This is a genomic window from Geopseudomonas sagittaria (assembly GCF_900115715.1).
In the GTDB taxonomy this organism is placed as follows: domain Bacteria; phylum Pseudomonadota; class Gammaproteobacteria; order Pseudomonadales; family Pseudomonadaceae; genus Geopseudomonas; species Geopseudomonas sagittaria.
In genome coordinates, this window is the sequence record NZ_FOXM01000017.1 from 80038 (window position 1) to 97987 (window position 17950).

General features: G+C 68.7%; 17 protein-coding genes and 1 tRNA gene. 11 read left to right on the forward strand and 7 right to left on the reverse strand.

The window, feature by feature from the left end:
* Positions 1 to 37 precede the first annotated feature (37 nt).
* From BM297_RS17925 to BM297_RS17940, 4 genes are all read left to right on the forward strand, one after another.
* Entirely contained in the window at positions 38 to 1276 is a 1239-nt protein-coding gene (locus tag BM297_RS17925; RefSeq protein WP_092434073.1) for an ABC transporter substrate-binding protein, read from the forward strand.
* 221 nt (positions 1277 to 1497) lie between these two features.
* Positions 1498 to 2745: an ABC transporter substrate-binding protein gene (locus tag BM297_RS17930; protein WP_092434077.1), complete on the forward strand. Its 1248-nt coding sequence runs from the start codon at positions 1498 to 1500 to the stop codon at positions 2743 to 2745.
* A 205-nt stretch (positions 2746 to 2950) separates the two neighbouring features.
* A complete protein-coding gene (locus BM297_RS17935; RefSeq protein ID WP_090313319.1) occupies positions 2951 to 3769 on the forward strand; it encodes an enoyl-CoA hydratase in 819 nt (272 codons plus the stop codon).
* 29 nt (positions 3770 to 3798) lie between these two features.
* On the forward strand, positions 3799 to 4911 hold the full coding sequence (locus BM297_RS17940; protein ID WP_092434085.1) for an enoyl-CoA hydratase/isomerase family protein: 1113 nt from the start codon (positions 3799 to 3801) through the stop codon (positions 4909 to 4911).
* Between the two features lie 101 nt (positions 4912 to 5012).
* Here BM297_RS17940 and BM297_RS17945 read toward each other — a convergent pair whose 3' ends face one another.
* On the reverse strand, positions 5013 to 5252 hold the full coding sequence (locus tag BM297_RS17945; protein WP_092434088.1) for a hypothetical protein: 240 nt from the start codon (positions 5250 to 5252) through the stop codon (positions 5013 to 5015).
* 140 nt (positions 5253 to 5392) lie between these two features.
* Positions 5393 to 5575 carry a hypothetical protein gene (locus BM297_RS17950; RefSeq protein ID WP_092434091.1) on the reverse strand — a complete coding sequence of 61 codons (183 nt, stop codon included), beginning with the start codon at positions 5573 to 5575 and terminating at the stop codon, positions 5393 to 5395.
* 168 nt (positions 5576 to 5743) lie between these two features.
* Between BM297_RS17950 and BM297_RS17955 the strand changes: the two genes are divergently transcribed.
* The 6 genes from BM297_RS17955 to BM297_RS17980 all read left to right on the forward strand — a co-directional run bounded on the left by BM297_RS17955 (position 5744) and on the right by BM297_RS17980 (position 11721).
* A complete protein-coding gene (locus BM297_RS17955) occupies positions 5744 to 6436 on the forward strand; it encodes a pseudouridine synthase (RefSeq protein ID WP_092434095.1) in 693 nt (230 codons plus the stop codon).
* Positions 6437 to 6518: 82 nt separating this feature from the next.
* Positions 6519 to 6592: transfer RNA gene (locus tag BM297_RS17960), tRNA-Gly, on the forward strand.
* 209 nt (positions 6593 to 6801) lie between these two features.
* The gene (locus tag BM297_RS17965) at positions 6802 to 7239 is read left to right on the forward strand and encodes a group II truncated hemoglobin (protein WP_092434097.1); all 438 of its coding nucleotides are present in this window, start codon (positions 6802 to 6804) and stop codon (positions 7237 to 7239) included.
* A 92-nt stretch (positions 7240 to 7331) separates the two neighbouring features.
* A complete protein-coding gene (locus BM297_RS17970) occupies positions 7332 to 9854 on the forward strand; it encodes a heavy metal translocating P-type ATPase (protein ID WP_245768294.1) in 2523 nt (840 codons plus the stop codon).
* 114 nt (positions 9855 to 9968) lie between these two features.
* The gene (locus BM297_RS17975; protein ID WP_092434099.1) at positions 9969 to 10646 is read left to right on the forward strand and encodes a DUF4197 domain-containing protein; all 678 of its coding nucleotides are present in this window, start codon (positions 9969 to 9971) and stop codon (positions 10644 to 10646) included.
* 199 nt (positions 10647 to 10845) lie between these two features.
* Complete coding sequence (locus tag BM297_RS17980; RefSeq protein WP_175526685.1) at positions 10846 to 11721, forward strand: DUF2279 domain-containing protein; 876 nt, start codon at positions 10846 to 10848, stop codon at positions 11719 to 11721.
* An 88-nt stretch (positions 11722 to 11809) separates the two neighbouring features.
* Here BM297_RS17980 and BM297_RS17985 read toward each other — a convergent pair whose 3' ends face one another.
* A complete protein-coding gene (locus BM297_RS17985; RefSeq protein WP_092434105.1) occupies positions 11810 to 12544 on the reverse strand; it encodes a cupin domain-containing protein in 735 nt (244 codons plus the stop codon).
* A gap of 222 nt (positions 12545 to 12766) precedes the next feature.
* Between BM297_RS17985 and BM297_RS17990 the strand changes: the two genes are divergently transcribed.
* The gene (locus tag BM297_RS17990; RefSeq protein WP_092434137.1) at positions 12767 to 13201 is read left to right on the forward strand and encodes an SRPBCC family protein; all 435 of its coding nucleotides are present in this window, start codon (positions 12767 to 12769) and stop codon (positions 13199 to 13201) included.
* A gap of 10 nt (positions 13202 to 13211) precedes the next feature.
* Here the strand turns inward: BM297_RS17990 and eutC are convergent, their stop codons facing one another.
* The 4 genes from eutC to BM297_RS18010 form a co-directional block, all read right to left on the reverse strand.
* Positions 13212 to 14021, reverse strand: a complete 810-nt coding sequence (gene eutC, locus BM297_RS17995) for an ethanolamine ammonia-lyase subunit EutC (protein WP_092434108.1) — start codon at positions 14019 to 14021, stop codon at positions 13212 to 13214.
* 21 nt (positions 14022 to 14042) lie between these two features.
* Positions 14043 to 15437 (reverse strand): ethanolamine ammonia-lyase subunit EutB, encoded by a 1395-nt coding sequence (locus tag BM297_RS18000; RefSeq protein ID WP_092434110.1) that lies wholly within the window; start codon positions 15435 to 15437, stop codon positions 14043 to 14045.
* Between the two features lie 55 nt (positions 15438 to 15492).
* Positions 15493 to 16941, reverse strand: a complete 1449-nt coding sequence (gene eat, locus BM297_RS18005) for an ethanolamine permease (protein WP_092434114.1) — start codon at positions 16939 to 16941, stop codon at positions 15493 to 15495.
* 74 nt (positions 16942 to 17015) lie between these two features.
* The coding region (locus BM297_RS18010) for an aldehyde dehydrogenase family protein (RefSeq protein ID WP_139231081.1) at positions 17016 to 17950 on the reverse strand (935 nt) is incomplete at its 5' end.

Below are 17950 nucleotides of genomic sequence, written 5' to 3' on the forward strand. Positions count from 1 at the left end.
CAACAACGCCCTCCCCCCATCACAAGGAAAGGTGTCCATGCGCCGATTCGTCTGCCTCAGCCTGCTGCTGCTCGGTTTCGCCGTTCACGCCGCGCCGACCGTCGATCCCCTGCGGATCGGCCTCAGCTACCCCCGCACCGGCAATGACAAGGCCGAGGGCCTCGAGCAGATGCGCGGCGCCCTGCTGGCGATCGACGAGATCAATGCCGGCGGCGGGGTGCTCGGCCGTCCGCTGCACCTGGAAACCGCCAACAGCGCCTCGCGGGCGGAAACCGCGGTGAAGACTGTCGACCGCCTGCAGGCGCGCGGCGTGGCCATGGTCTTCGGCGGCGCCACCAGCGAGGAAGTGCTCGCCGCCAGCCAGCGCGCCCGCGAGCACGGCCTGCTGTACTTCGCCACCCTCGCCTATGCCAACGAAGTGACCGGCCAGCACGGCCACCGCTACCTGTTCCGCGAGTCGGGCAGCGCGCACATGAGCGCCCGGGTCCTCGGCGAGTACCTGGCCATCCACCAGCCGCGCCGGCGCTATTTCCATATCACCCGCGACGATGCCTGGGGCAACAGCATGGAGCGCGCGCTGCGCGACAGCACCGCCACCCAGGACAAGGCCCGTCATGGCCGGCGCAGCCTGGCGGCCAACGCCGCACGCCTGGCGGACATGCGCAAGGCCCTGGAGGCTGCCAGCAAGAGCGAGGCGGACATGCTGGTGCTCAACCTGCTCGGCAACGACCTGGTGAAGATGCTGCGCCTGGTCGAGCAGCAGGGCCTCAACCGGCGCCTGCAGATCATCGTGCCGCACCTGACCAAGCCGCTGGTCGAGCAGGCCGGCCCCGCCCTGATGGCCGGCGTGATCGGCACCGAAACCTGGACCTGGCGGGTCGCCGAGATGGAGAAAAGCACGGCCGGGGCGAACTTCGTCAAGACCTTCATCGCCCAGCATCAGGAGTACCCCGGCAGCACCGCCGCCTCCACCTACGCCATCGTCCGCCAGTGGGCCGCCGCCGTGGAGCGCGCCGGCAGCAGCGACAGCCAAGCGGTGATCCAGGCGCTCGAGGGCCACCAGTACCAGTTGCTCAAGGGCCCGCAGGAATGGCGCGCCTTCGATCACCAGAACCTGCAGGACATCTATGCCGTACGCGTGCGACCACGCGACGAGATCATGAAGGGACAGCTGAAACAGGATTATTTCGAGATCATCTACCGCATGAAGGGTGAACAGGCCGCGGTTTCCCTCGAGGACTGGGAGCAGGAACGCGACAGCCTGACCCTCGAGTAAGCCCCTGATTCCCCGAAGAAAAGGCTCTGGAATAGGGGCTTCAAAGCGAATCCCGTCCATCGCCGCGCAGTCGATCGGCTGCGCGGCACAGCCGCCCCGCAGCGGGCGTGACCGGGATCACAAAACACCCCATACCCGCGCTAGACCATCATCTAATGCCCCGCTTCCGCACCGCCGCGTAAAAGACGCTTGGGCATATATAACAACGACCAGGAGGCCCCATGAAGCGCACTCTTACCGCTCTAGCCCTGTGGGCCGGACTTTGCACCACTGCCAGTGCTGTAGATCCGATCACCCTCGGGCTGAACTACCCCCGCACCGGCAGCTACAAGGAAGAAGGCCTCGCGCAGATGCGCGGCGCCCTGCTGGCGATCGACGAACTGAATGCCAAGGGCGGCGTACTTGGCCGGCCGCTGCGCATGATCAGCCGCGATACCGCCTCACGCCCGGAAAAGGCGGTGAACAACGTCAACCGGCTGATCGATGACGGCGCGGCGATGCTGTTCGGCGGCGCGTCCAGCGCCGTGGCCATCGCCGCCAGCAAGCGTGCCAAGGAACGCGGCATCCTGTACTTCGGCACCCTCACCTACTCCAACGACACCACCGGCAAGAACGGCCACCGCTACATGTTCCGCGAGTGCAACAACGCGTGGATGAGCGCCCGGGTGCTCGGCCAGTACCTGACCAAGACCCTGCCGAACAAGCGCTACTTCTACATCACCTCGGACTACACCTGGGGCACCACCACGGAAAGCTCGCTGCGCCAGACCACCGGCAGCGCCGACACCAGCAAGCACCCCGGCCTCAAGGTACCGTTCCCCGGCGCCCGTCTGGCCGACTATCGCGACGCCCTGACCCAGGCCGCGAGCAGCGATGCCGACGTACTCGCCCTGGTACTGTTCGGTGACGACCTGGTGCGCGCCATGCGCATCGCCGAGGACCTCGGCCTGACCCAGCGCATGCAGATCGTCGCCCCCAACCTGACCCAGAGCATCGTCGAACAGGCCGGCCCCGGCCTGATGCAGGGCGTGATCGGCACCGAGCCGTGGACCTGGCGCGTACCGGAGATGGAAAAGTCCGAGGCCGGCATGGCCTTCGTCAAGAACTTCACCGAACGCTACGACCTCTACCCGTCCAGCTCGGCCGCCTCGGCCTACAGCATCGTGCACCAGTGGGCCGACGCGGCGACCCGCGCGCGCAGCCTGGACAGCGAAAGCCTGATCAAGGCCCTGGAAGGCCACAAGTACCAGCTGCTCAAGGGACCGCAGGAGTGGCGTGCGCTGGACCACCAGAACCTGCAGACCGTCTATGCGGTGAAGGTGAAGTCGCGTGACGAGATCATGAAGGACCGCTCCAGGCAGGACTACTTCGAGATCGTCGGCCGCATGGACGGCGCCCTCGCCGCCCAGACCGCGGAAGAATGGAAGCAGGAGCGCACCGCGGCCGGTCAGCCGCCGCAGCTGCAGTAACCCCGCCCCGCCTGCCGTCGCTGGCCACGCCCGTGGCAGCGCCGGCAGGCGGTCATCCCGGCACTGGACACTCCGAGCCGGGACAGCTAAAAGAAGCACAACCCTTGCAGTTGCAAGCCAGACTGAACATCCGCCTGCAGGATGGCCTGCGCAGCTGGAAAGCCCGGCGCCGCAAACGGCTACCTGCCTGAAGCAGAGACCTGTCATGAGCAACGCCGTCGAGCCCTACAAGTCCGCCCCCTTCGACCTGACCCACAAGCTGACCGTGGAAAAGCACGGCCACACCGCCCTGGTCACCATCAACAACCCGCCCGCCAACACCTGGGACCGCGACTCGCTGATCGGCCTGCGCCAGCTGGTCGAGCACCTCAACCGCGACGACGACATCTACGCCCTGGTGATCAGCGGCCAGGGCGGCAAGTTCTTCAGCGCCGGTGCCGACCTCAAGCTGTTCGCCGACGGCGACAAGGCCCGCGCGCGCAGCATGGCGCGCCTGTTCGGCGAAGCCTTCGAGGCGCTGCGCGATTTTCGCGGCGTCAGCATCGCCGCGATCAACGGCTACGCCATGGGTGGCGGCCTGGAGTGCGCGCTGGCCTGCGACATCCGCATCGCCGAGCGCCAGGCGCAACTGGCCCTGCCGGAAGCCGGCGTCGGCCTGCTGCCCTGCGCCGGCGGCACCCAGCACCTGGCCTGGCTGGTCGGCGAAGGCTGGGCCAAGCGCATGATCCTCTGCGGCGAGCGCCTGGATGCCGAAACCGCCCTGCGCATCGGCCTGGTCGAGCAGGTGGTCGACAGCGGCGAGGCCCGCGGCCATGCCCTGCTGCTCGCCGCACGGGTGGCCCGGCAGAGCCCGGTGGCGGTGCGCACCATCAAGCCACTGATCCAGGGCGCCCGCCAGCGTGGCCCGAGCAGTTGGCTGGCCGAGGAGCGCGAGCGCTTCGTCGACCTGTTCGACGCCGACGACACCCGCGAAGGGGTCAACGCCTTCCTGGAAAAACGCGACCCGCACTGGCGCAATCGCTGACACGCGCGGCATGCGCGGGAGACGCTGCAATGAATGTGATTTTCGAAGAGCGCCCCAGCCGTCACGGCTATCGCATCGGCATCGCCACCCTGGATGCCGAGAAGAGCCTCAACGCCGTGTCGCTGCCGATGATCGAGGCCCTCGACCATCGCCTGCATGCCTGGCAGGACGATGCCGAGATCGCCTGCGTGGTGCTACGCGCCCGCGGCGGCAAGGCCTTCAGCGCCGGCGGCGATGTCCGCCACCTGGCCGAAGCCTGCTGCGCCCACCCCGGAGAGGTGCCGCCGCTGGCGCGGCGCTTCTTCGCCGACGAATACCGCCTGTACCAGCGCCTGCACCACTACCGCAAGCCGCTGCTGTGCTGGGGCCACGGCTACGTGATGGGCGGCGGCCTGGGTCTGATGCAGAGCGCCAGCCTGCGCATCGTCACACCCTCGAGCCGCCTGGCCATGCCGGAAATCAACATCGGCCTGTACCCGGACGTCGGCGCCAGCTGGTTTCTCAACCGCCTGCTCGGCCGCCTCGGCCTGTTCCTCGGCCTCAGCGCCTGCCAGCTCAACGCCCGCGACGCCCTCGATCTCGACCTGGCCGACCGCTTCCTGCTCGACGGCCAGCAGGACGCCCTGCTGCACGGCCTGGTCCAGCTGAACTGGAGCGCGCAGGCCGACAGCCAGCTGCACAGCCTGCTGCAGGCGCTGGAAAACGAGGCGCTGGCACAGCTGCCCAGCGCCCAGCTGCTGCCGCGGCGCGAACGCATCGACCGCCTGCTCGACGTCAGCGACCTGCCGGCGGCCTGGCAGGCGCTGACTGCGCTCAAGGACGACAGCGACCCGCTGCTGGCCCGCGCCGGTGCGACCCTGGCTGCCGGCTGCCCGCTCACCGCCCATCTGGTCTGGGAGCAGCTGCGTCGCGCGCCCTATCTCTCGCTGGCCGACGTGTTCCGCATGGAGTACGCGATGAGCCTGAACTGCTGCCGCCACCCGGAATTCGCCGAAGGCGTGCGCGCACGTTTGATCGACAAGGACAACCAGCCGCGCTGGCACTGGCCGGACGTGGCCGCCATCCCCGCCGCCGCCATCGAGGCCCACTTCGCCCCGACCTGGGAAGGCGAGCACCCGCTGGCCGACCTCCGCGATCACTGAATAAGCTCGAGGCCGGAAAGCACAACGGGGCGCCAAGGCGCCCCGCTGTCGAACATCCCAAGCCCGGAATCTACCGAGCCCGGGGGCTCGGCAAGTCGCGGTCAGTCATCGCGGTCGTGGTGACGACGGCGGCCATCGTGGCGGTCATCCCGGTCATGCTTGCGGCGACCATCCCAGCGATCATGGCGATAATCACGCCCTTCCCAATGACGGTGGTGGCGATCACCGCCATCCCAATGGCCATGCCCACCCCGGTAGCCATGGTCATGGTCATCGTCGTAAATCACACACCCCGACAGTCCGAGCACCATCCCCAACAGCAATACGGCAAGACCACGCATGATCGGCTCCTCTGCAGCCGTTATCCTGCCTATTGAGATTCGCAGTCGTCCCCGGAGTTCAAAGCGGGCACGCCGAATTCAATGGCCAAAAGCACAACGGGGCGCCAAGGCGCCCCGTTGCAGATCTGCGGCAGCGGCTATCAGCAGTTGCCCTTCTTGGCCTGGCCCGGCGGGCAGAAGCGACCGCCACCATGGCCACCGCCGCCGCCACCGATGTCGACATGCACGCCGTCACCCACATCGGCACTCACTCCCGGCACACGCACGCTGCAACCTGCCAGCACGACCACCAGCCCCAGCATCAACACGGAGAGACCGCGCATGTAAGCTCCTGCAATTCAGTTGGTTGGTTTAAATACAAGACCGCTATTATCGGCATTTGGTTCATCGACCGGTAGCATGGCACCCGGCCAGCTTTGCCAATCCAGTCACCAAACCGACAGGTAGCCTGCACTTTCCCCGCCGGCCACCCACCGAACAAGAGCCCCACCATGCGCCTGGACCGCTTCCTCAGCAAGCATCCCGAATTCAACCGCCAGGATGTCCGCCACCTGCTGCTCGCCGGCCGGGTGCGGGTCGACGGCCAGGTGGTTGGCGACGGCCGCCGCGCGGTCAACGACTTCAATCGCATCGAACTGGACGAGCGGCTGCTGCAGCCAGGCTACCCGGCGCGCTACCTGATGCTGCACAAGCCCGCAGGCGTCGTCAGCGCCACCCGTGATCCGCAGCACCGCACCGTGCTCGACCTGCTGCCAGAGAGCGAGCGCGCGGACCTGCACATCGCCGGACGCCTCGACGGCAACACCACCGGCCTGCTCCTGCTGACCAACGACGGCCAGTGGTCGCGCCGCCTGACCCTGCCGGGCAGCAAGTTGCCCAAGGTCTACCAGGTGGAAACCGCCGAGCCGATCGGCCCCGAATACGTGGCAACCTTCGCCCGCGGCATCTACTTCGCCTTCGAGGACCTCACCACCCAACCCGCCCACCTGGAGCTCCTCGGCAGTTGCCTCGCCCGCCTGACCCTGACCGAGGGCCGCTACCATCAGGTCAAGCGCATGTTCGGCCACTTCCGCAACCGGGTCACCGCCCTGCACCGCGAAAGCATCGGTCCGATCCGCCTCGACCCGGCCCTGCAACCCGGCCAGTACCGCCCGCTGCGCAGCGAGGAAATCGCCTGTTGCTGAACGGGCCGGGCGATTAATGCCGCTTCGGCATAAAACGCACTTCACCCCAGGCGCATCTTCTGGTAAAAAGACGGCCTGCCAAGCGGGCGTCGTATAATGGTAATACCCTAGCTTCCCAAGCTAGAGCCGTGGGTTCGATTCCCATCGCCCGCTCCAGACACTGTTTCCCGCATGCCCTGCATGTTGCGGAAACCCAGAAAAACCGGCCCTTGCGCCGGTTTTTTTGTGCCCGCCATTTCCCGCAGCGGCCGTGCAGACCAGCCTCCCGCGCCGTCGCCGGCCTCCTCGCCAAGCCCCTGCCGTTTTGCGACGCCGGCACCGGCTCTGGCATCATCAACCGCATTCGTCTATTCAGGACCGCCAGCATGTCAGCCAGCACACAACCCGTATTTGGCGTCGGCGATGCCTCGTTCCAGGCCGCCGGCGGCGTAGAGGGCATCCAGCGCCTGGTCGACGACTTCTACCGGATCATGGAGGAGTCCAGCGAGGCCGCGACCATCCGCGGCATGCACCCGCAAGACCTAGCCCCGGCACGCGACAAGCTCACGCGCTTTCTCTGCGGCTGGCTGGGCGGCCCGAAGCTGTACGCCGAGAAATACGGCAGCATCGTCATCCCGCAGTTCCACGCCCGCTGGCCCATCGGCGCGGCCGACAGCGAGGCCTGGCTGCTGTGCATGGAAAGGGCCATCGCCCGCCAGCCCTATAGCGCGGACTTTGCCCACTACCTGCTCAAGCAGCTGCGCGTGCCGGCCGAACGCATCGTGCAGGTGTGCCAGCACGCCCAGCGCCAGCCGGGAGACTGAAGCACCACCCGCTTGACCTTGCCACCGCGGCAAGCCTTAGGGTGGTCGGCAAGCCGCGACTTCACGGCGCAACCCCGCACCAGGAGGCAGACATGGATACCCCCAGCCCCACCCGCAGCCAGGACGCCGCCGCGCCGCTCAGCCTCGCCATCGACGGCATGACCTGCGCCTCCTGTGTCCGCCGCGTCGAGCGCGCGCTGCAGGCCGTGCCGGGGGTCAGCGCAGCGCACGTCAACCTGGCCACCGAGCGAGCGGAGGTTGCCTTCGCCGGTCCGCCGGATGTCCCCGCCGCCATCGCCGCGATCCACCAGGCCGGCTACGCGGTGGCCGAGGAAAGCCTCGACCTGAGCGTCGCCGGCATGACCTGCGCCTCCTGCGTCGGCCGCGTCGAGCGCGCCCTGGGCAAGGTGCCCGGGGTGCTCGCCGCCAGCGTCAACCTCGCCAGCGAACGCGCCCAGGTCCGCGTGCTGCGCGGCGTGGCGGCCGGCGAGCTGGTCCGCGCCATCGAGCGTGCCGGCTACGAGGCGCGTCTCGACAGCGGCGCGCGCAGCGCCGAGGACGCTGACGAGACGCGCCGCGCCGCCGAACGGGCCGCGCTCAAGCGCGCACTGGGCTGGGCCGCCGTCTTCACCCTGCCGGTGTTCCTGCTGGAGATGGGCGCCCACCTGATTCCCGCCCTGCACCACCTGATCCAGCACACCCTCGGCCAGCAGGCCAACTGGGTGGTGCAGGGCGTGCTGACCACGCTGGTGCTGTTCGGCCCCGGCCTGCGCTTCTTCCGCATCGGCGTCCCGGCCCTGCTGCGCGCCGTGCCGGACATGAACTCGCTGGTCGCGGTCGGCACCAGCGCCGCCTACCTCTATTCGCTGGTCGCCACCTTCGCCCCCGGCCTGTTGCCGGCCGGCACGGTCAATGTCTACTACGAGGCGGCGGCGGTGATCGTCACCCTGATCCTGCTCGGCCGCTTCCTCGAGGCGCGCGCCAAGGGGCGCACCTCGGAGGCGATCAGGCGCCTGATCGGCCTGCAGGCGAAGACCGCCCGCGTGCGCCGCTCCGGCCAGACGCTGGAAGTGGCCATCGAGGAGGTGCGCAGCGGCGAGCTGGTCGAGGTGCGCCCCGGCGAGCGCCTGCCGGTGGACGGCGAGGTGGTCGAAGGCAGCAGCTTCGTCGACGAGTCGATGATCAGCGGCGAACCGGTGCCGGTGGAAAAGTTTCCCGGCGTCGCCGTGGTCGGCGGCACCGTCAACCAGAACGGCGCGCTGACTCTGCGCGCCACCCGCATCGGCAGCGACACCGTGCTGGCGCAGATCATCCGCATGGTCGAGCAGGCGCAGGGCGCCAAGCTGCCGATCCAGGCGCTGGTCGACCGGGTCACCCTGTGGTTCGTGCCGGCGGTGATGCTTGCCGCGCTGCTGACCTTCGCCGTGTGGATGGTCTTCGGCCCTCAGCCGGCTCTGACCTTCGCCCTGGTCAACGCGGTGGCCGTGCTGATCATCGCCTGCCCCTGCGCCATGGGCCTGGCCACGCCGACCTCGATCATGGTCGGCACCGGCCGCGCCGCCGAGCTGGGCGTGCTGTTCCGCAAGGGCGAGGCGCTGCAGCTGCTCAAGGACGCCCGGGTGGTGGCGGTGGACAAGACCGGCACGCTGACCCGCGGCAGGCCCGAACTGACCGACCTGCTCGTCGCGCCCGGCTTCGCGCGCGACATCGTGCTGGGCAAGGTGGCCGCCGTCGAAGACAAGTCGGAGCACCCCATCGCCCGCGCCATCGTCGCCGCGGCGCAGGCGCAAGGCCTCGCCCTCGGCCAGCTGGAGCACTTCGCGGCGGTCACCGGCTACGGCGTGCGCGCGACGGTGGACGGCACCCGCGTGGAGATCGGCGCCGACCGCTTCATGGCCCGGCTGGGCCTCGATGTGGAAGTCTTCGCCGCCGACGCCCGGCGCCTCGGCGACGAGGCCAAGACCCCGCTGTACGCGGCCCTCGACGGTCGCCTGGCGGCCATGCTCGCGGTGGCCGACCCGATCAAGGACGGCACCCCGGCGGCGATCCGCGCCCTGCACGCGCTCGGCCTCAAGGTGGCGATGATCACCGGCGACAACCGCCGCACCGCCGAGGCCATCGCCCGCCAGTTGGGCATCGACGAGGTGGTCGCCGAGGTGCTGCCGGACGGCAAGGTGGCCGCGGTCGAACGTCTCAAGGCCGAGCATGGCCGCCTGGCCTACGTCGGCGACGGCATCAACGATGCACCGGCGCTGGCCGCCGCGGATGTCGGCCTGGCCATCGGTGGCGGCACCGACATCGCCATCGAGGCCGCCGACGTGGTGCTGATGTCCGGCGACCTGGGCGGCGTGCCCAACGCCATCGCCCTGTCCAAGGCGACCCTGGGCAACATCCGCCAGAACCTGTTCTGGGCCTTCGCCTACAACACCGCACTGATCCCGCTGGCCGCCGGCCTGCTCTACCCGCTCAACGGCATGCTGCTGTCGCCGATCTTCGCCGCCGGCGCCATGGCCCTGTCCAGCGTGTTCGTGCTCGGCAACGCCCTGCGCCTCAAGCGCTTCGTGGCGCCGTTTCGTCCCGCGCCTGCCGCCGAGTGCTCCACTGCGCCCGCCTGAGCCTCGCGCGCCACACGTCGCGCGGCTCACACCGGGGGATTGCGCGGGGCGTCGCGGCTGCGCTGGCAGGTGCCTGCTAAGATGAATTTCACTTCCTGCCACTGGATAGCCCCCATGCGCCGCCTCACCGCCCTGTTCGCCGGTCTCCTGCTGACCGTCAATGCCTTCGCGCTTTCCCTCAGCGACCTCAGCCAGCAGGACGCCAGCGGCGGTCTCAAGGACGCCCTCAGTCAGGGCGCGAAGATCGCCGTGCAGCAGCTCGGCAAGCCTGGCGGCTTCAGCGACGACCCCGAGGTGCGCATCGGCCTGCCGGGCAACCTCGGCAAGGTTGCCCGCACCATGAAGATGATGGGCATGGGCGCTCAGGTCGAGCAGCTCGAACTGACCATGAACAAGGCCGCCGAGGCGGCGGTGCCGGAGGCGCAGGCGCTGCTGCTGGACGCGGTGAAGAAGATGACCATCAGCGACGCCAAGGGCATCCTCAGCGGCCCGCCGGATGCGGCGACCCAGTACCTGAACCGCACCAGCCGCGAGCAGATCCGCGCGCGCTTCCTGCCCATCGTCAAGCAGGCCACCGACAAGGTCGGCCTGGCCCAGCAGTACAACGCCTTCGCCGGCACCGCCGCCAGCTTCGGCGTGGTCGACGCCAAGAGCGCCAACCTCGAAGGCTACGTAGCCGAGCAGGCGCTCGACGGCCTGTTCGAAGTGATCGCCAACCAGGAAGCCAGCATCCGCGAGAACCCGGCCGGCGCGGCAACCAGCCTGGCGAAGAAGGTGTTCGGCGTGCTCTGAACCAACCCGCCGCTCGGCAACCGCCCAGCGCGGATCGCTTCACGTCCACCTCTCCCGCCCACAGCAGGAAGCCCGCCCCAAGCGGATTTCCTGCTGTCTGACCCTTTGTCCTTCGCCATCCACCTCGACTACGCTTTGGTTGCGCCCCGCGCCAGATCCATGCCGCCCCAACCACGCCTTGCCAAGTGGATGAACCGTGTTGCCTGCATCGTCTGCGTCTCCCTGGATCCTCGCCTGCCTGCTGGCAACCCAAGCCGGCACGACCACCGCAGTACTGGCCGCGACGCCCGACGAGAGCGGTGCACGAACCCTGGAAACGCCGAACTACTGGACCCGCGAGCGCAAGGCCAAGGCACTCAACCTGGGCATCGTCGGCGGTGTCACGGCCTACGGCTTCGCCACCTGGGACTGGGGAGAGTCCGAGTTCAGGAGCGAGAGTGAAGGCTGGTTCGGCCGCGACACCGACAGCGGCGGTGCCGACAAGCTCGGGCACGCCTACACGGGCGCGGTGACCACCGCGCTCGCCAGCAGCCTCTATCGCCACTGGGGCTACGACGAGGCCGAGGCGGCACGCTTCGGTGCGCTCAGTGGCCTGTTGCTGACCACCTCGGTGGAAGTGGGCGACGGCTTCTCGCCCGACCACGGCTTCAGCTGGGAGGACCAGATCGCCAACATGGCCGGCGTCGGGCTGGAGTATCTGCGCCTGCGCAATCCCACATGGCGGGCACGCGTGCAGTTTCGCTGGGAGTACTTCCCCTCACCCGCAATGCGCCACGGCAAGCAGAACGACATCACCACCGACTATTCCGGCTCACGCTGGATGCTCGCCTTTCCCCTGCGCGCCTGGGGCGTGCAGGACTCGACGCTCGGGCACTTCGATCTGCTGGTGGGTTACGGCACCCGCGGCTATGCCAAGGACGACCGGGAGTTCTTCGACGAAACCGAACGGCACCCCTTCATCGGCGTCGGCATCAACATCCCCTTGCTGCTCGATGTCCTGAGCGCCTCGCCCCGCACGCAACGCGTGTTCGAGTACCTGCAGATCCCCGGGACCGCCCTGCCCCTACCGCCGTAAGGCCAGCACCTGGCTCAGCAGCCCCTCCCGCCCGCAGGTCGGCGAGCCTCAAGCGGCGCATCGCAACAGCTTCGCCGCTGCGTGCGGCTCAGCCCTGCTGCGGGCAAGCCGGGCGAAGCCGACCGGCTGGACGCGCGCCATCCCCCGCCGCGTCCCAGCAGGTCGGCGCGCCGATATGGCCGGTCTTCACGTAGAGCAAGGCGCCTTCGGCGGAATGGCGGCGGTAGCGGCTGCCGCGCGGGTTGCGCAGCCAGGTGCCGGCCGGATAGTCGCCGGCCTCGTCGCTCAGCCCGCCTTCCAGCACGAACAGCTCCTCGCCGCCCGGAAAACTCTGCGCCTGACAGCGGGTGCCCGGCTGCAGCCGCAGCAGCGCCACCTGCTCGCTGCCGTGTTCGTGCAACGACAGCAGCGCCAGTCCCTCGACCTCGCCGGCGGAATGCCAGGGCAGGCGCCTGGTATCCAGACGCAGCTCGGTATGGTCGTCGGGGGCGAACTGCCAGAGCTTGACCAGCAGGGTGCAGCCCTCGGCCGAGCCCGGAGTGTGCCGGCTGCCCGGCGGATTGCGCAGGTAGCTGCCGGCCGGATAGTCGCCGGACTCGTCGCTGAACACGCCGTCCAGCACCAGGATTTCCTCGCCACCGCCGTGCACATGTTCGGGAAAACTACTGCCGGGGATGAACCGCACCAGGCTGGTGGCGCGCGCCACCTCGTCACCGACACGGTCCAGCGGGATACGCTGCACGCCCGGCTGCGGCGAGTCCTGCCAACGCGCAGTGGCGGTGTGCAGCACCACACGCTGTTCGAAATCGGCATTCAGATTCATCGTACCCACCTCACCCACCACATCAAGGGCAATGTCCGCGCGCACCGTGCGCCGGCATGGGAAGCACATCATACGTCCGCCATCGTTTGCCGGCGACCACCGCTCGGCCCCGCGCCCGCCGCCGCGGTCTAGACTGGATAGGTTACAAAACCAGCAGCGCGGGGCCCACACCATGCAGCAGATCCCATCCTGTGCGACGTCGTCGGCGTGGCGAACCCGCGCATGATCCATCCGGCTCGTATCCTCACCATCGGCATCGACCGGCCGCTGCGCCAGGTGGCGGACTTCCTCGCCGAGCCGCACAACTTCCCGCGCTGGGCCAGTGGCCTGGCCAGCGGCCTGACGCCGCGAGCGGACAGCGCCCTCGGCGCCGCGGACGGCAGCGAATGGCTGGCCGCGACGCCCCAGGGGCCGCTGCTGATCCGCTTCAGCCCGGCCAATACCTACGGCGTCGCCGATCACTGGGTCCAGCTGGACGATGGCCGTGTCATCTATGTGCCCTTGCGCGTGGTGGCCAACGGTGACGGCTGCGAGGTGTCGCTCACCCTGTTCCGCCAGCCGGACATGGACGAGGCACGCTTCGCCGCCGACGGCGACTGGGTCATGCGCGACCTGCAGGCGCTGCGCCGGTTGCTGGAGAGCGATAAACAAGCCTGAAGGGCGCTGCTCAGCGCCCGCCTTCCAGCAGGAAATTGCCCTTGCCGCCGCCGTCCAGGCTCGGCACCTCGGCCTCGTCCTTGAGGTCCACCCCCGACAGCTGGCGGCGGCAGGCTTCGCGCATCAGGTACAGCAGGCGGAAGGCGGCCATGCCGTAGCTGAGGCCTTCCAGGCGCACGTTGGAGATGCAGTTGCGGTAGGCGTCGGTCAGGCCGACCTTCGGCCCCCAGGTGAAGTACAGACCGAGGCTGTCCGGCGAGCTGAGGCCGGGGCGCTCGCCGATCAGGATCACCGTCATCTTCGCGCCGAGCAGCTCGCCCACCTCGTCGGCCACCGCCACCCGGCCCTGTTCGACCAGGCTCACCGGCGCCAGCGTCCAGCCTTCGGCCTGCACCTGCTCAAGCAGGCGGTCGAGAAACGGCAGGCTGTGGCGCTGCACCGCCAGCGCGGACAGGCCGTCGGCGATGACGATGGCCAGATCGCAGCCGCCGCCGTGCGTGGCCGCATGCTCGCGCAGGAGCTGCGCGGAGTCGGCGTGCAGGCGCCGACCGAGGTCGGGGCGCTGCAGGTAGGTGTCGCGGTCCCTGGCGGCGCTGCGCAGGTGCAGGCAGTCGAAACCGAGCGAGCCGAGCGATTCGGCCAGCGCCGCGACGTCGAGCGGGGTATGCACGGCGTCGCGGGCCTGGGCGTGGGCGAACTGGAAATCGAGCTGCGCGGCAGTCGGCAGGCTGGTGCCGGCGCGGCCGAGGGCGATGCGCGCCGGGGTCAGGCCACGCAGCTGCTGCCAGGGGTTCTCGGTGGCGGGGGATTTGTCGGACATCGGTGACCTCGCAATCGGTGGTTACGACAACTGCGCCAGCGCCTGGCGGAACGCCGGCGGCAGCTCGTCGCCCAGGCGCACACGGCCGCCCTGCTGGTGCAGGATGCCCATGCGCGCCAGCCAGTCCTCGAACTCCGGCGCGGCGCGCAGGCCGAGCACCTGGCGGGCGTACAGCGCATCGTGGAACGAGGTGGTCTGGTAGTTGAGCATCACGTCGTCGGAGCCGGGGATGCCCATGATGAAGTTGATCCCCGCCGCGCCGAGCAGGGTCAGCAGCATGTCCATGTCGTCCTGGTCGGCCTCGGCATGGTTGGTGTAGCAGATGTCGCAGCCCATCGGCACGCCGAGCAGCTTGCCGCAGAAGTGGTCCTCGAGACCGGCGCGGATGATCTGCTTGCCGTTGTACAGGTACTCCGGGCCGATGAAGCCGACCACGGTGTTGACCAGGAACGGCTTGAAGTGGCGGGCCACCGCGTAGGCGCGGGTCTCGCAGGTCTGCTGGTCGACGCCGTGGTGGGCGTTGGCCGACAGCGCGCTGCCCTGGCCGGTCTCGAAGTACATCAGGTTGTTGCCGAGGGTGCCGCGCTTGAGGCTGAGGCCGGCCTCGTAGCCTTCCTGCAGCACCTTGAGGTTGATGCCGAAGCTGGCGTTGGCCGCCTCGGTGCCGGCGATCGACTGGAACACCAGGTCGAGCGGCGCGCCGCGCTCGATGGCGGCGATCGAGCTGGTGACGTGGGTCAGCACGCAGGACTGGGTGGGGATCTCGTAGCGCTGGATCACCGCATCGAGCATCTCCAGCAGGGTGCAGATCGAGCCCATGCTGTCGGTGGCCGGGTTGATGCCGATCATCGCGTCGCCGTTGCCGTAGAGCAGGCCGTCGAGGGTGCTGGCGGCGATGCCGGCCGGATCGTCGGTCGGGTGGTTGGGCTGCAGGCGGGTCGACATGCGCCCGCGCAGGCCCAGGGTGTTGCGAAAGCGGGTGACCACGCGGATCTTCTGCGCCACCAGGATCAGGTCCTGCACGCGCATGATCTTCGATACCGCGGCGGCCATCTCCGGGGTCAGGCCGGGGGCAAGGGCGGCCAGTGCCGCCTCGTCGGCCGCATCGCCGAGCAGCCAGTCGCGCAGGCCGCCGACGGTGAGGTGGCTGACCGGGGCGAAGGCCAGGGCGTCGTGGCTGTCGATGATAAGCCGGGTGACCTCGTCCTCTTCGTAGGGAATCAGCGCCTCGATGAGGAAGTGCTTGAGCGGCACCTCGGCCAGCGCCATCTGCGCCGCCACCCGCTCGGCGGCGCTGCCCGCGGCGACCCCGGCCAGGTAGTCGCCGGAGCGCGCCGGGGTGGCCTTGGCCATCAGCTCGCGCAGGCTGTCGAAGCGCCAGGTCTGGCCGCCGACGGTGTGGACGAATTGAGCCATCTGTTCGTTCTCCTCGCGGCGACCGCCGGCTGGCGGCCGCCGTCTCCTTCAAGCGTTAGCGCAGGGCTTTCTCGGCGGCCTGGATCGCCGCGAACTCTTCCTCGGGCGTGCCGGACACCAGGTGGTGGCGGCTGTACAGGGCGAAGTAGGCGATGAACAAGGCATAGATCGCCGCGGCGCCGATCACCACCCGCGGGTCGACCAGGAAGCCGGCGACCAGCGCCACCGCCGCCAGCAGCATGGCCACCGACGAGGTGACGATGCCGCCGGGGGTGCGGTACGGACGCGGCATCTCCGGACGACGCAGGCGCAGGGTGATGTGTGCGGCCATCATCAGCACGTAGGACAGGGTCGCGCCGAACACCGCCACCAGGATCAGCAGGTCGCCCTGGCCGGTCAGCGACAGGCCGAAGCCGACGATCCCCGGCACCACCAGCGCAGCCACCGGCGCCTTGTTGCGGTTAGTCACCGACAGGCCGCGCGGCAGGTAGCCGGCGCGCGACAGGGCGAAGATCTGCCGCGAATAGGCGTAGATGATCGAGAAGAAGCTGGCGATCAGCCCGGCCAGACCGACCAGGTTGACGAACTGGCTCATCCAGGTCGAACCCTGGTAGGCCGCCTCCAGCGCCTCGACCAGCGGGTTGCCGGAGCCCATCAGCGCCTTGGCGCCGGCGGCACCGGGTCCGACCAGCAGGATCAGGCTGGCGAAGGCCAGCAGCACCAGCATGGCGCCGATCAGCCCGCGCGGCAGGTCGCGCTTGGGATTCTTGGTTTCCTCGGCGGCCAGCGGCACGCCCTCGACGGCGAGGAAGAACCACATGGCGTAGGGAATCGCCGCCCAGATGCCGACGTAGCCGAACGGCAGGAAGGCGCTGGCGCCGGCGGCCTCGCCGACCGGGATGTCGAACAGGTTGGCGGCGTCGAAGTGCGGCACCATCGCGACGATGAACACGCCGAGGGCGATGGCCGCCACCGCGGTGATGGCGAACATCAGCTTGAGCGCCTCGCCGGCACCGAGCACATGGATGCCGATGAACACCACGTAGAAGGCCAGGTAGATCATCCAGCCGCCGACGCCGAACAGCGACTCGCAGTAGGCGCCGATGAAGCAGGCGATGGCCGCCGGGGCGATGGCGTACTCGATGAGGATCGCCGTGCCGGTGAGGAAACCGCCCCACGGGCCGAAGGCGGTGCGGGTGAAGCCGTAGCCGCCACCGGCGGTGGGGATCATCGACGACAGTTCGGCCAGCGAGAAGCACTTGCACAGGTACATGGTGGCCATCAGCAGGGTGGCGACGAACATGCCGCCCCAGCCGCCCTGGGCCAGGCCGAAGTTCCAGCCGGCGTAGTCGCCGGAGATCACGTAGGCGACGCCGAGGCCGATCAGCAGCACCCAGCCGGCCGCGCCCTGCTTGAGCTGACGGTGGGCGAAGTAGTCGGCATCGACGCTTTCCGTTTCCACGCCCTGGGCGTGGGAAACGATGTGGGATTGTTGTGTGGACATGCGCAAGGCCCCTTTCCCCGCCCAGCCTGCCAACGCAGACCGGGCGTCATGTGGATGGAATCATTTATGGCAGATCAGAAGAAGCCCAGCGGCTGGATGTCGTAGCTGATCAGCAGGTTCTTGGTCTGCTGGTAGTGGTCGAGCATCATCTTGTGGGTCTCGCGGCCGACGCCGGACTTCTTGTAGCCACCGAAGGCGGCGTGCGCCGGGGACAGGTGGTAGCAGTTGGTCCACACGCGACCGGCCTTGATGCCGCGGCCCATGCGGTAGGCGCGGTTGATGTCGCGGGTCCACACGCCGGCGCCCAGGCCGAACTCGGTGTCGTTGGCGATCGCCAGGGCTTCGGCTTCGTCCTTGAAGGTGGTCACGCTGACCACCGGGCCGAAGATTTCCTCCTGGAACACGCGCATGTCGTTGGTGCCCTTGAGCAGGGTCGGCTGGATGTAGTAGCCGCTGGACAGGCTGCCCTCGAGCTTCTCCGCACCGCCACCGGTGAGGATCTCGGCGCCTTCGGCGCGGGCCACGTCGAAGTAGGAGAGGATCTTCTCGAACTGCTGGTCGGACGCCTGCGCGCCGACCATGGTCTCGGTGTCCAGCGGGTTGCCGCGCTTGATCTGGCCGATCTTCTTCATCACCGCAGCCATGAAGTTGTCGTAGATCGACTCCTGGACCAGCGCGCGCGACGGGCAGGTGCACACCTCGCCCTGGTTGAAGAACGCCAGCACCAGGCCTTCGGCGGCCTTCTCGATGAAGGCCGGCTCGGCCTGCATGATGTCTTCGAAGAAGATGTTCGGCGACTTGCCGCCCAGCTCGACGGTGCTCGGGATGATGTTCTCGGCGGCGCACTTGAGGATGTGCGAGCCCACCGGGGTGGAACCGGTGAAGGCGATCTTGGCGATGCGCTTGCTGGTGGCCAGCGCCTCGCCGGCCTCGCGACCGAAGCCCTGCACCACGTTGAGCACGCCCTTGGGCAGCAGGTCGCCGATGATTTCCATCAGCACGGTGATCG

Excerpts from the sequence above, each read along its gene's own strand:
- BM297_RS17930 (WP_092434077.1), top strand. The coding sequence starts at position 1,498 with ATGAAGCGCACTCTTACCGCTCTAGCCCTGTGGGCCGGACTTTGCACC.
- BM297_RS17925 (WP_092434073.1), top strand. The coding sequence starts at position 38 with ATGCGCCGATTCGTCTGCCTCAGCCTGCTGCTGCTCGGTTTCGCCGTT.
- BM297_RS17985 (WP_092434105.1), bottom strand. The coding sequence starts at position 12,544 with ATGAATCTGAATGCCGATTTCGAACAGCGTGTGGTGCTGCACACCGCC.
- eat (WP_092434114.1), bottom strand. The coding sequence starts at position 16,941 with ATGTCCACACAACAATCCCACATCGTTTCCCACGCCCAGGGCGTGGAA.
- BM297_RS17970 (WP_245768294.1), top strand. The coding sequence starts at position 7,332 with ATGGATACCCCCAGCCCCACCCGCAGCCAGGACGCCGCCGCGCCGCTC.
- BM297_RS17955 (WP_092434095.1), top strand. The coding sequence starts at position 5,744 with ATGCGCCTGGACCGCTTCCTCAGCAAGCATCCCGAATTCAACCGCCAG.
- BM297_RS17975 (WP_092434099.1), top strand. The coding sequence starts at position 9,969 with ATGCGCCGCCTCACCGCCCTGTTCGCCGGTCTCCTGCTGACCGTCAAT.
- BM297_RS18000 (WP_092434110.1), bottom strand. The coding sequence starts at position 15,437 with ATGGCTCAATTCGTCCACACCGTCGGCGGCCAGACCTGGCGCTTCGAC.
- BM297_RS17950 (WP_092434091.1), bottom strand. The coding sequence starts at position 5,575 with ATGCGCGGTCTCTCCGTGTTGATGCTGGGGCTGGTGGTCGTGCTGGCA.
- BM297_RS17935 (WP_090313319.1), top strand. The coding sequence starts at position 2,951 with ATGAGCAACGCCGTCGAGCCCTACAAGTCCGCCCCCTTCGACCTGACC.
- BM297_RS17990 (WP_092434137.1), top strand. The coding sequence starts at position 12,767 with ATGATCCATCCGGCTCGTATCCTCACCATCGGCATCGACCGGCCGCTG.
- BM297_RS17945 (WP_092434088.1), bottom strand. The coding sequence starts at position 5,252 with ATGCGTGGTCTTGCCGTATTGCTGTTGGGGATGGTGCTCGGACTGTCG.
- BM297_RS17965 (WP_092434097.1), top strand. The coding sequence starts at position 6,802 with ATGTCAGCCAGCACACAACCCGTATTTGGCGTCGGCGATGCCTCGTTC.
- eutC (WP_092434108.1), bottom strand. The coding sequence starts at position 14,021 with ATGTCCGACAAATCCCCCGCCACCGAGAACCCCTGGCAGCAGCTGCGT.
- BM297_RS17940 (WP_092434085.1), top strand. The coding sequence starts at position 3,799 with ATGAATGTGATTTTCGAAGAGCGCCCCAGCCGTCACGGCTATCGCATC.